Here is a 1,025-nt window from a genome sequence, read left to right as displayed (position 1 = left end):
ATGTATTTTACAAAGCTTATGGACAAGCTCCCCTCGGAGCATAAAGCAAAATGGCTTGCAGGAGCGGCTCTGAATGCGTCAGATCAGTCAATGCTGTCTGTAATGTCGACTGCACTTTCAAGGCTCAACAGTTTTCTTGATTCTGAACTTGAACAAATGCTGTGCTTTGGAACGGCGATAGACGCAGAAAAGTTTTGCAATGAGAAGTCTGCAATTTTTATTGTTCTTCCCGAAGAAGATACGAGCAAATATTTTATGGTTTCACTTTTGATCCAACAGCTATACCGTGAGATATTAGTCATTGCAGATGAAAACGGCGGAAAGCTTAAAAACAGAGTTATGTTTTACTGCGACGAGTTCGGAACTTTTCCTAAGATAGAGGGTGCTGAAGCAATGTTCTCGGCAGGACGTTCAAGAAAAATATCAATCGTTGCGATAATTCAGTCCTTTGCACAGCTTGAACAGAACTACGGAAAACAGGGCATGGAGATAATCACCGACAACACTCAGCTTACCGTGTTCGGAGGTTTTGCGCCAAATTCTCAATCAGCGGAAGTACTGTCAAAAGCGTTGGGAGAGCAAACTGTATTGTCAGGTTCTGTGTCGTGCGGAAAGGAAAAATCACAGTCACTTCAGATGATAGGCAGACCGCTTATGACTGTGGACGAACTCAAATCTATGCCAAAAGGTCAATTTATCGTAATGAAAACAGGAACACACCCGATGATTTCAAAGCTGAAATTGTTCTTTAAATGGGGGATTAAATTTGAGGAAGAATACTGTCTCCCTGATAAAACAGCAAGGCAGGTTTGTTACAAAAATCGTGATGAATTAATCAGAGATGTGGAGGTTAAATATCCGCAGAAAAAAGCTGTTGCTGCGGAAATTGAAGTGTCTGTCGATGATGAAGAATTTGATGAATTTCCGATGAGAAAAGCGAAAATTAAAACGTGAGGAGGCTGATGCAAATTGATATTACCGAGAAGAATTTACGATTTAGGTCTGAGCCACAAGGCTGTGGCTGT

The 1,025-nt window shown here is 41.3% G+C and carries 1 protein-coding gene; it reads left to right on the top strand.

Features of this window, described 5'->3' with window-relative positions; all coding sequences use genetic code 11:
• Positions 1-954: type IV secretory system conjugative DNA transfer family protein (locus DW938_RS14495; RefSeq protein ID WP_147342415.1), on the top strand; the 954-nt coding region annotated here is incomplete at its 5' end.
• Positions 955-1,025 lie beyond the last annotated feature (71 nt).

The organism is Ruminococcus sp. AM43-6 (assembly GCF_003461785.1).
Lineage (GTDB): Bacteria > Bacillota > Clostridia > Oscillospirales > Ruminococcaceae > Hominimerdicola > Hominimerdicola aceti.
The sequence above is the reverse complement of the archived record's forward strand: the minus strand, read 5'-3'. Positions and strand labels throughout refer to the sequence as shown.